We start from the raw sequence: 10,931 nt of genomic DNA on the forward strand, positions 1-10,931 counted from the left end.
CACCCACAAAAGAGTGAAGAAACCCGGGCCTCAAAGGTGACGGGCGACTGCGACTACCAGATGCGGACCCGGTCCTCCGGGGCCAGGTACAGCGCGTCGCCCGGCTGGACGTCGTAGGTCGCGTAGAACTCGTCCACGTTGCTCACCACGCCGTTGCAGCGGAACTCGTTGGGGGAGTGCGGGTCCGTCGCGAGGCGGCGGAGCACCTCCTCGTCGCGGCCCTTGGACTGCCAGACCTGGGCCCAGCCGAGGAAGATCCGCTCCAGGGCGGTGAGCCCGTCGACGACGGGCGCCTCGTCCAGCGGCTTGCCGAGCGCGATCCGGTAGGCCTTGATCGCGATGGAGAGCCCGCCCAGGTCGCCGATGTTCTCGCCGATCGTCAGGCTGCCGTTGACGTGGCCCTCGGCGGCGGCGTCGCCCGCGTCGTCGCCCTGATCGGAACCGGATCCGGAGCCGACGGCGGACGCCGCGAGCTGCGCCGGCCGGAATGCGTCGTACTGCGCGATCAGCGCGCTCGTGCGCTTCTCGAACTCGGTGCGGTCGGTGTCGGTCCACCAGTCCTCGAGGCGGCCGTCGCCGTCGTACTTCGAGCCCTGGTCGTCGAACCCGTGGCCGATCTCGTGCCCGATGACGCCGCCGATCCCGCCGAAGTTCACGGCGTCGTCGGCCTCGGGGTCGAAGAACGGGGGCTGCAGGATCGCCGCGGGGAACACGATCTCGTTCATGCCCGGGTTGTAGTAGGCGTTGACGGTCTGCGGCGTCATGAACCACTCGTCGCGGTCCAGCGGCCTGCCGATCTTGGCCAGCTCGTAGTCCTGGTCGAACGCGTTGGAGCGGCGCACGTTGCCCACCACGTCGGCGGCGTCCACCTCCAGGCCCGAGTAGTCGCGCCAGCGCACCGGGTAGCCCACCTTGGGGGTGAACTTCTCCAGCTTGGTCAGCGCCTTCGCCTTGGTCTCGTCGGTCATCCAGTCCAGCCCTTGGATCGACTCCCGGTACGCGGCGACCAGCGCCTCCACGAGGCGGTCCATCCGCTCCTTGTTCGACGGCGGGAAGTGCCGCGCGACGTACTCCGCGCCCACGACCTCGCCGAGCGCGCCCTCGACCAGCGCGACGCCGCGCTTCCAGCGCTCGCGGACCTCCTGCGCACCGGTGAGGGTGCGGCCGTAGAAGTCGAAGTTGGCCTCGACGATCTCGTCGGTGAGGTACGGCGCCCGGGCGCTGACCACGTGGTACGTCATCCAGAGCTGCCAGTCCAGCGGCGACAGCTCGCTCCAGAGGGCGGCGAACCCGGTCGCGAAGTCGGGCTCGCGCACCACGATGTCGTCGAACGACCCGGCCGGCACGCCCAGCGCCTCGGCCCAGGCCACCCAGTCGAAGCCCGGCGCGGACTCGACGAGCGCGGCCAGCGTCATCGGGTTGTAGGTGAGCGTCGCGTCGCGGTCGCGCACCACGTCCCAGTGGTGGCCGGCGAGCTGCTTCTCGACGTCGTACACGCGCTGCGCGGCGTCGGCGGGCGAGATGCCCCAGGTCTCCTGAACCGGGGCGAAGCCCAGCATCCGGGCCACGTGCGGCACGTACTTCTTGCGGAGCTCGGCGTACTGCTCCTCGCGGTAGTACGCCTCGTCGGGCAGGCCGAGGCCGGACTGCCGCAGGTAGACGACGTACTTCTCCGGGTCGGTCGCGTCGTTGTCCACCCAGAAGCGCACGCCGGCCGTTCCGCCCGTGCGCTGCAGCGCGCCCAGCACGCGGGTCAGCGCGGCGGCGTCCCCGGCGTCCTTGATCAGGGCGAAGTCCTCGTCCAGGGGCGTCGTGCCGAGCCCGGCGATCCGCTCGGTGTCCATGAAGCTGGCGTACAGGTCGCCGATCGTGGAGCCGGTGGGCGCGTCCTGGATGATCTCCCGGACGTGCACCTCGGCCTGGTCGTAGAGAGCGCGGAACGCCCCGTCCATCGCGCGGTCGGCGGGGATCTCGTGGCTGTCGATCCACCTCCCGTTGACGTGGCGGTACAGGTCGTCCTGCGGTCGGGTTGCGGGGTCGAGCGCGTCGAGGTCGATCCCCGACGTGAGTCCCGTGGCGTCGGTGGTCATTGCGCCAGCGTACGCAACGTGGACCTCGCGCATGAGGGAAGATGGGGCCATGCGTCTCCACATCGCCGCCGACCACGCCGGGTACGACCTCAAGCAGCACCTGGTGGGCCATCTCACCGCGGCCGGGCACGAGGTCGTCGACCACGGTGCCCACGAGCTCGACCCCCAGGACGACTACCCGTCCTTCTGCCTCTCCGCCGGTGAGGCCGTCGTGGCCGAGCCCGGCTCGCTCGGCATCGTGATCGGTGGATCGGGCAACGGCGAGCAGATCGCTGCGAACAAGGTGACCGGGGTCCGGGCCGTGCTGGCCTGGTCGCTGGAGACGGCGAAGCTCGGCCGCCAGCACAACGACGCGAACGTGATCGCCGTCGGCGGGCGCATGCACTCCGTGGAGGAGGCGACGTCGTTCGTCGAGGCCTTCGTGGCCGAGCCGTTCAGCGGCGACGCGCGGCACCAGCGCCGCATCGACCAGCTCGCCGAGTACGAGAGCAAGCGTGGCTGAGCGTGCCTGAGGGGCACACCGTCCACCGCCTCGCGCGGACGTTCGACGCCTTGTTCGCGGAGCAGGTCCTGCGGGTGAGCAGCCCGCAGGGGCGGTTCGCGGACGGCGCGGGCGTGCTCGACGGCCGTCGTCTGGTGGCGAGCGAGGCGTGGGGCAAGCAGCTCTTCCTGGGTTTCGCGCCGGCCGAGCGGCCGGCTGACCTGCGGTCTGACACCTTGTGGCTGCGCACGCACCTCGGGCTGTACGGCGCGTGGACGTTCGCGGGCGCCCCGGACGCGCCGGAGGTCGCGCACGCGATCGGCGCGCCCCGGCGCCGGATCGGGGAGCGGGACTCGGTGCCGGCGTCCGCCCCGCCGTCGTCCGACGTGTCAGACCCACAGGTCCGCCCGGGGACCTCCACGTCTGACACGTGGGAGGTGCCCGAGCCGCGCGGGCAGGTGCGCGTGCGCCTGCTCGGCACGCACGCCGTCGCCGACCTCACCGGCCCGACGGCGTGCGAGGTGATCACCGCCGACGAGAAGGAGGCCGTCGAGGCCCGGCTGGGCCCCGACCCCATCCGGGACGACGGCGACCCCGACGCCTTCGTGGCCGCCGTGGGCCGGTCACGCGTGACGATCGGGCAGCAGCTCATGGACCAGGCCGTCGTCGCCGGCGTCGGGAACATCTACCGCGCCGAGGTGCTGTTCCGCGCCGGCGTCGACCCGCTGCGCCCGGGGCGCGACGTGCCGGCCGCGACCGTCCGCGCCATCTGGGACGACCTCGTCGTCCTCATGCGCGACGGCGCCGACCACGGCGCGATCGTCACGACACGCCCGGCGGACCGGGGCGCCGGCCACGTCGCGGACGGCGGCGCCGAGCCCGTCCCCGCGGCCGACCGCGGCCGTGGCCGGACCCGGCAGAACACCGACGGCTCGCCCGGCGCCGTGCCCTCCGACCAGGCCTTCTACGTCTACCACCGCGACGGGCTGCCCTGCCGGGTGTGCGGGTCGCCGGTGCTGGTCAAGGAGCTGGCCGGCCGCAACCTGTTCTGGTGCGGCGTCTGCCAGACCTGACGGCCGACGCCGCGGGCTGGCGGGGCCGCGACCCCGCCGTCGGGCGCGGGCCCGGCCGGACCCGGCTCAGAACACCCAGGACGCGCCCGGCGCGACCGGCCAGCCGAACGCGGTGCTCGCCCGCGCCAGCACACCGGGCCGCTGCCCGGGGCGCGGGTGCACGGTGACGAGTCCCGCCGCCGCCAGCGTCGCGAGCGACTTGCCCCCGAGGTAGGCCGCGCCGAGCTCGCGGACGTCGAGCGACAGCTCGGGCGCCTCGAACTCCGGGTCGACCCGCTCCACCGAGGCCGGCCCGAACGCCTCCGCCTGGAGCCGATAGACCCCGGCGTTCGCCGGGAGGCGGGCGTCGGTCACGGCGAGCGTCACGTCGACGTCGGCGGCGTACCGCCGCCCCGCGAGGGCGGCGGGCACGTCGACCAGCCGGACCCAGAGGTTGTCCGGTGTGCGCGGCGCGGCGGCGCGCAGGTTGACCAGGAACTGCGTGATCACGTCGTCCACGGGGAGGATGAACGGGCTCACCTCGTTGGTCAGGTCGAGGTCCAGCAGCGCGCCCCACAGGGCACGCGCCGCGGCGGCGTCGAGCGCCACGACCTCGCCCGCGCTGACCTGGCCGCGCGGGCCCGTGGGCTCCCAGGAGAGGTTGCGGCGGAACGTCACGTAGCCGCGGGGCTCGCCGTCGAGCTCCACGACGATGATGCGGCGCGACTCACGGCCGCCACGATGGATCGGGGCATCATCCCACAGGACGGCCTGCAGCTCCTCGGTCTCGCGCGTGACCCAGCCGGGCCGGTTGATGCCGGGCTCCCCGGACGGCGCGGCGCCGGCCGCGCGGTGCAGGCGGTCGACGAGCTCGCCGTGGCGCTCGCGGGAGGCCACCTCGACCCGGACCGTGTGCCGCTCCGCGCCCGGCACGTCGCGCAGGGCAGCGCCGCGGGGGATGTCGAGCCGCAGGTCGTCGGCCGCGTGGCCGTAGCCGAACCGGCCGTAGATCGCGGCCTCCGCGGCGAACAGGGCACTGAGCGGCTCGCCCCGCCCGGCCGAGCGCGCCAGGTGCAGGTCGATCATCGCCGACAGCAGACCACGGCGGCGATGCTGCGGGTGCACGCCCACCCAGGTCAGGCCCGCCGTCGGCAGCTCCGCGCCGGGCACGGGGAACTGCCCGAACGGGTAGGACGCGTGCATGGCCACCAGGCCGTCGACGCCGTCCGCCTCGACGGCCACGGCGCGCTCCCAGGTCAGCGGGGACGGGGTGGCGTCGAGGTCGTCGTGGGCGTGGCCCGTCGGGAAGGCCCAGGTGTCGAGCTCGGTCACGAGGCGCTGGTCGTCGGAGGTCAGCGTGCGCCAGCGGTAGCCCGCCGGCAGGGCGATCTGGGGAAGTGCCATGCGTCGATCGTCGCACCCGGTCGCAAGCGGAAATCGGCCGGTCGGACGGCGGCCGATGTCGGTGTCCGCGTCTACGATCGCCTGCGTGAACCAGCCGCTGCCCGGACCCCCGCTCACCGACGTCGAGGAGTACGCGGCCGCCGTGCTCGACGTCGTCCGGCACATCCCGTCCGGCCGCGCGATGACGTACGGCCTGATCGCGGAGATCGTCGGCGAGGAGCTCGGCCGGGGCGGGCCGCGCCAGGTCGGGAGCGTCCTGGCCGGCTCGGGGAGCAGGTACGCGCACCTCGTGCCGGACGACGGGGAGCCCGGGGCCGGGAGCGACGGGGAGGGCGCGGACGGGGAGGGCGCGGACGGCGCCGGCGCACCGCCGTCGGACGGCGACCGCGTGCCCTGGTGGCGCGTGGTCAACGCGGCGGGGTCGCCGCCCCAGCACCACCTGACCGAGGCCCTCGACGCGCTGCGCGCCGAGGGCTGCCCGCTGTCCAAGGACGGCCGCCGCGTGAACCTGAGACGCGCGGTCTGGTTCCCGGAGGACGAGGAGCGCCCGCACCACGCCTGACCGGCCTGGGGTGCCAGGTCACGCACAGTTCACCCGCCCGGGCCGCCCTGTTCACGCGTCCGGGCTACCGTCCCCGAGTCCGACCCGCTGCCGGAGGTCCTGCCATGCGCCGCCCGCTCGCCCGTACGACCGCGCTTCTCGGTGCCCTGCTGCTCGTGTCGGGAGCCGCCACGTCGGGCGTGCTGCCCGCGCAGGCCCGGCCCGCGCCGGAGCACGACCGGCCCGCCGCGACCCTGTTGTACTTCCACGACGCGCACGAGATCGGTCCGGTGCTCACCGGCGGTCAGGACCGCGGCGGCGTCGCGCGCCTGGCCACGGCCGTGCGCACGGTCGAGGAACGCAACCGGGCGACCGCCGTCGTCTTCGGCGGCGACCTCGCCGGCGGCACCCTGTTCGGCGGTCTCTACCGGGGCGTGCCCATGGTGGAGGCGCTCAACGAGGTGGGCGTGGACCTGGCGAACTTCGGCCAGCACGACTTCGACTTCGGCGTGGACCACGCGCGCGACCTGGTCGCGGCGTCCGACTTCCCGTGGATCACGTCCAACCTGACCGGCACCGACGGGTCACCGTTCGCCGAGGGCGGCACCTGGGCCGTGCAGCGGGTGGGCCCGGTCCGGGTCGGGTTCATCGGGCTCACTGACGCGATCGAGACGACGTCCGCCGCCGCGGACCTGGTGGAGACGGATCCGGTCGAGGCCGCGCGGGCCGCCGTCGCCGACCTCCGTGCGCATGCCCGGGCCGACGTGATCGTGGCCGTCACCCAGTACCCGATGGACGAGAACCACGAGCTGGTGCGGGCCGTGCCCGAGCTGGACGCCGTCTTCGGCGAGGAGATGGCGGAGTACGAGTCCGTGATCGAGTACGAGGGCGACGTGCCGCTCATGGCGTCGGAGGGGAACATCGGCTCGCTGATCCGCCTGGACATCCGCCGGGAGCGTGGCGGGCGCCTCACCGCGGGGCCAGGAGGGCACCGGCCGGAGTACCGGGTCCGGCCGTCCGTGATCGAGGTGGACCACACGGTCACGCCCGACCCCGAGCTCCGCGAGGTCGAGGAGCGGTACGCCGCCGAGATGGACGAGCGCCTCTCCGAGGTGCTGGCCGACGTGCGGACCCCGTTGCTCGACCCGGAGCAGAAGAGCCGGTCCCAGGAGACCGCGCTCGGGGACTTCGTCGCCGACGCGTTCCGCGCGCAGCACGGCGCCGACGTCGGCTGGGTGAACGGCGGCGGCCTGCGCGCCCAGGCGCCCGGGCCCGACTTCACGCTCCGTGACGCCTACTCGATCGCGCCGTTCGCCAACCGGGTGATGGAGGTGCGGGTCACGGGCGCGGGCCTGCGCCAATCGCTGGAGGACGCCGTCGCCCGGGTGCAGGACGTCGGCGGCGGCTTTCCGCAGGTCTCCGGCATGGCGTACGCGTACTCGCCGAGCGCCCCGGCGGGCTCGCGGGTGCGCGAGGTCAGCGTGGGCGGCGCGCCGCTCGATCTCGATGCCACCTATACGGTCGCGGCGACCAACTACGTGATCGGCGGCGGCGACGGCGTGAGCGGCTTCGCGGACGCGGAGGTCCTGGTCCCGATCGGCGAGGCCCCGGTCGACGCGGAGACGATCGCGACCCACGCCCGCGCCGTCGGCACGATCGACGTCACCCCGGAGGGCCGCATCACGGTCCTCCCCTAGCCGTTGAGTGCTGGGTATTCGCGCTTTTTGTGGTGCCAGGAGCGCAAATAGCCAGCACTCAACGAGCTGGGGAGGGCGGGGGTCAGATCTTTGAGGGGGCGACCTTCGCGAGGAGGGAGCCCGCCGTCGAGCGGGCGCGGCCGGCCAGGGACGTGTCCTGCGTCGCGGCCAGCAGCGCGAGCATCGAGGCCGGGTCGCCCTGGACCAGCAGGGTCGTGATCGCGGTCTTCTCCCAGGTGGGCAGCTCGCGGCGGATCTTGTCGATCGGCCCGACCAGCGCGATCTCCTCGACGAGCTGCGTCGGCACGGCCGCGGCCGCCTCCTCCTTGCGCCCGGCGAGGTACAGCTCCTGCACCTTGTCGAGCGGCTCCTGGTACCCGAGCCGGTCGAGCGACTGCTTGTGGAAGTTCGCCTCCTTGGCGCCCATCCCGCCCGCGTACAGGGCGATGTGGGGGCGGATCACGTCGGCGGCGGCCTCGACGTCGTCCCGCACGACGACGGGGACCGTGGCGCACACCTCGAACCGGTCCGCGGCCGAACGCTCCTCGGAGCGGACGTCGAAGCCCTCGGCGAGCAGCGCGCGGAACTCGTCGTCCATGCGCGGCGCGTAGAAGCCGGCCATCCAGCCGTCGGCGATCTCGGCGGCCAGGGCCACGTTCTTGGGGCCCTGCGCGGCCAGCACGATCGGGATCTCGGGGCGGAACGGGTGCACGGTCGGCTTGAGGGCCTTGCCGAGCCCCGTCGCGCCGGGCGCCTCGGCGGACAGCGGGAGCTGGTAGAACGAGCCGTCGTGGGTCACGGGCGCCTCGCGGCGCATCACCTGCCGCACGATGTCCACGTACTCGCGTGTGCGGGCCAGCGGCCGCTTGTACGGCTGCCCGTACCAGCCCTCGACGACCTGCGGGCCGGAGGCGCCGAGGCCGAGCACGAACCGGCCCTTGGACAGGTGGTCCATCGTGAGGGCCTGCATGGCGGTCGCCGTCGGTGTGCGTGCGGAGAGCTGGGCGATGCCCGTGCCCAGCCGCACGTTCCTGGTCCGTGAGCCCCACCAGGCCAGCGGCGAGAAGGCGTCCGACCCGTAGGCCTCCGCGGTCCAGACCGAGTCGAGGCCCAGCTTGTCGGCGGCAACGATGAACTGCTGGATGCCCTTCGGGGGCCTGCGGGACCAGTAACCGGTCTGGAATCCGATGCGCATGGGGTTCACCTCGTCGTGGGAACGGCTTACCTGGGACGGCGCGTCCCAGGTACTGCCCCACACCCTACCGGTCGCGTGGGGCCCGTTGTGGCTACGGTGGACTCGTGGCCACCTACGACGACGTCGCCCGGCTCGCCCTCGCGCTGCCCGAGACGGCAGAGGGTTCGAGCTATCGCCACCGCGCCTGGTCCGTAGGGACCAAGGCGTTCGCCTGGGAGCGCCCCTTCACCAAGGCCGACCTCAAGCGGTTCGGCGACGAGCCGGTGCCGGAGGGCCCGATCCTCGGTGTGCGGGTCGAGGACCTGGGGGAGAAGGAGGCGATCCTGGCCGAGGGCCGGCCGGGGTTCTTCACCATCACGCACTTCGACGGCTTCGCCGGGATGCTGATCCAGCTCGACGTCATCGCCGAGCCCGGGCTGCGCGAGGCTCTCGTGGACGCGTGGCTGGCGACGGCGCCGCCGGGGCTCGCGCAGCAGCACGCCGACCGCCTGCGCTGAGCCGCGGCGCCGATGACGCCTACGAGCCGCTGATCCGGGGCGCCGCAGGAGGCGTCACGGGGTGCCGGGCGTGCCGGGCGTGCCGTCGGAGCGGGCCGGCGCGTCGGACCGTGCCCGTTCCGCCATCGTGTTCAGTAGTGCCGCCGCCTCGGCTGCCCCGTCGATCGTGACGACGAACCCGCGGCCGGCGGTCCGGTCCACCTGGAGCGCCTCGCCCTCGCGCAGCACTACTCCCGTGCGGCCCGAACCGTTGAGCGCCACACGCCAGCCCCAGCCGCCGTAGTCCCGCAGCGGGCTGACGCGCGTCGCGGACGCGACCAGCACCTCGTCCGCCGGGATCCTGGTACGCGGCCAGCCGAGTGCCGAGCGCACGGTCAGGCCGGTGTGGTCGACGCGCACGGTGAACGACAGCATCGCCAGGAAGAGCAGGACGAGCAGGGCGGGCACGACGAGCATGACCCAGAGCTGCGTCATGACCGCCAGCGCCGCCGTGAGCAGCGCGATGCCGATCTCGAGCACCATGGCACTCCTCGTCGTGCCGGCCTGGCCGATCCACGCCGCCCGCTCGTCGGGAGCAAGGTCTGCCCGCGCGGCGTCAGCATCGACCGGGCTGGTCGCGGGGGTGTGCGAATCACCGGGCACGAGCATCGCCGCCACCACGGCGAGCACCGCCGGTCCGAGGGTCGCGACCGCGATGAGCCACCCCGGGATCCGGGCTTCCGTCGCATCGGCGAGCCCGCGCTGTGCCCACAGGCCGCCCGCCAGGATGGTGCCCACGAACCCGCCGATCCACACGTTCAGCGCCGCCGAGAGCCGCCTCGTGCTCTCGGCCCTGCCCCAGTGGACCCCGATGGCGGAGAACAGGGCGATGCAGGCCGCCGCGGTGCCGGCGAGCACGGCGACGAAGGCGCCGAGCGACATGAACCCGTCCGGCGCGCCTCCGCTCGACCAGTGGGTCGCGACGGGGTCGGGGAGGCTGTCCCGCCAGGAGAGGACCAGCCCTGCGGCCAGGGCGAGCAGCGACAGGCCGCAGAGTGCGCTGATCGCCATCTGGCCCCGTCTGCTGTGCCCGAACCGCTGGTGCAGCAGGATTCCGGTGGTCATCGCATTGCCTCCTTGACGAGGGTTGCGGTGGCGTCCGGTGAGAGGTGTGCCGCCTTGGCGGCGCGGATCAGGTCGGCCATCGCGCGCTCGACGGCCGAGAGCTCGGCTCGCGACCGTCCCGTGACGACCGCGCCGCGGCCGCGGCGCAGGTCCACGAGCCCCTCGTCGCGCAGCACCTGATAGGCCTTGAGGACCGTGTGCACGTTGACCTCGAGCGCCTGCGCGAGCTCACGCGCGGCCGGGAGGCGCTCACCGTGTGCGAGCTCTCCCCTGGCGACCCCGATGCGCACCTGTGCGACGAGCTGCTCGAAGAGCGGCTCGTCGCTGGTCGGATCGATCCGGAACATCATGGGCGCTACGCTACTTGATCTACTCCAACTAGAACAAGTAGCGGAGAGAAGAAGGGGCCGACGGACCAGGTCCGCCGACCCTCCTCGACCCGTCACGCTGCTCGGCCGAGCATCGGTCCCCTCAGATGGAGTACTCGATGAGCTCCGACGGGTCCTCGTTGCGGGAGCGCTCCGCGACGGGTGCCTTCGGCACCCGGATCCGCGCGGGGATGCCCACCGCCACGGCTCCGGCGGGCACGTCCTTGACGACGACGGCGTTGGCGCCGATCTGCGCGTCGTCGCCGACCCAGACGGGGCCGAGCACCTTGGCGCCGGCGCCCACCGTCACACGGTCCCCGAGCGTCGGGTGCCTCTTGCCGCGGTTGAGCGACCGGCCGCCGAGCGTGACGCCGTGGTAGAGCATGACGTCGTCGCCGACCACCGTCGTCTCGCCGATCACCACGCCCATGCCGTGGTCGATGAACAGCCGCCGGCCCAGCCGGGCTCCCGGATGGATCTCGACCCCGGTCGCCGCCCAGTC

At 73.4% G+C, this 10,931-nt stretch carries 11 protein-coding genes; 5 read left to right on the forward strand and 6 right to left on the reverse strand.

The annotated features are described in order from the left end of the window. Nucleotides 1-53: 53 nt before the first annotated feature. Nucleotides 54-2,090: a M13 family metallopeptidase gene (locus ACFWEJ_RS22245; RefSeq protein WP_377231368.1), complete on the reverse strand. Its 2,037-nt coding sequence runs from the start codon at nt 2,088-2,090 to the stop codon at nt 54-56. 49 nt (nt 2,091-2,139) lie between these two features. On the opposite strand from ACFWEJ_RS22245, the gene ACFWEJ_RS22250 reads away from it, so the two are divergent. Beyond that, the gene (locus ACFWEJ_RS22250) at nt 2,140-2,592 is read left to right on the forward strand and encodes a ribose-5-phosphate isomerase (RefSeq protein WP_377231369.1); all 453 of its coding nucleotides are present in this window, start codon (nt 2,140-2,142) and stop codon (nt 2,590-2,592) included. A 2-nt stretch (nt 2,593-2,594) separates the two neighbouring features. Then, on the forward strand, nt 2,595-3,644 hold the full coding sequence (locus ACFWEJ_RS22255; protein WP_377231370.1) for an Fpg/Nei family DNA glycosylase: 1,050 nt from the start codon (nt 2,595-2,597) through the stop codon (nt 3,642-3,644). 66 nt (nt 3,645-3,710) lie between these two features. On the opposite strand, the gene eis is transcribed toward ACFWEJ_RS22255, so the two are convergent. Beyond that, on the reverse strand, nt 3,711-5,027 hold the full coding sequence (gene eis, locus ACFWEJ_RS22260; RefSeq protein ID WP_377231371.1) for an enhanced intracellular survival protein Eis: 1,317 nt from the start codon (nt 5,025-5,027) through the stop codon (nt 3,711-3,713). 85 nt (nt 5,028-5,112) lie between these two features. Between eis and ACFWEJ_RS22265 the strand changes: the two genes are divergently transcribed. After that, complete coding sequence (locus ACFWEJ_RS22265; RefSeq protein WP_377231372.1) at nt 5,113-5,589, forward strand: MGMT family protein; 477 nt, start codon at nt 5,113-5,115, stop codon at nt 5,587-5,589. Between the two features lie 104 nt (nt 5,590-5,693). After that, entirely contained in the window at nt 5,694-7,265 is a 1,572-nt protein-coding gene (locus ACFWEJ_RS22270) for a bifunctional metallophosphatase/5'-nucleotidase (RefSeq protein ID WP_377231373.1), read from the forward strand. 82 nt (nt 7,266-7,347) lie between these two features. Here ACFWEJ_RS22270 and ACFWEJ_RS22275 read toward each other — a convergent pair whose 3' ends face one another. Beyond that, on the reverse strand, nt 7,348-8,460 hold the full coding sequence (locus ACFWEJ_RS22275) for an LLM class F420-dependent oxidoreductase (RefSeq protein WP_377231374.1): 1,113 nt from the start codon (nt 8,458-8,460) through the stop codon (nt 7,348-7,350). Between the two features lie 104 nt (nt 8,461-8,564). Between ACFWEJ_RS22275 and ACFWEJ_RS22280 the strand changes: the two genes are divergently transcribed. After that, nucleotides 8,565-8,957: an MmcQ/YjbR family DNA-binding protein gene (locus ACFWEJ_RS22280; protein WP_377231375.1), complete on the forward strand. Its 393-nt coding sequence runs from the start codon at nt 8,565-8,567 to the stop codon at nt 8,955-8,957. A gap of 54 nt (nt 8,958-9,011) precedes the next feature. Here ACFWEJ_RS22280 and ACFWEJ_RS22285 read toward each other — a convergent pair whose 3' ends face one another. The 3 genes from ACFWEJ_RS22285 to epsC form a co-directional block, all read right to left on the reverse strand. Beyond that, a complete protein-coding gene (locus ACFWEJ_RS22285; protein WP_377231376.1) occupies nt 9,012-10,061 on the reverse strand; it encodes a DUF1648 domain-containing protein in 1,050 nt (349 codons plus the stop codon). Further along, entirely contained in the window at nt 10,058-10,411 is a 354-nt protein-coding gene (locus tag ACFWEJ_RS22290; RefSeq protein ID WP_377231377.1) for a GntR family transcriptional regulator, read from the reverse strand. Before ACFWEJ_RS22290 ends, ACFWEJ_RS22285 begins: the two co-directional genes overlap by 4 nt. A 121-nt stretch (nt 10,412-10,532) precedes the next feature. Further along, nucleotides 10,533-10,931: serine O-acetyltransferase EpsC (gene epsC, locus ACFWEJ_RS22295; protein ID WP_377231378.1), on the reverse strand; the 399-nt coding region annotated here is incomplete at its 5' end.

Source organism: Promicromonospora sp. NPDC060204, from assembly GCF_042728455.1.
Classification (GTDB): Bacteria; Actinomycetota; Actinomycetes; order Actinomycetales; family Cellulomonadaceae; genus Promicromonospora.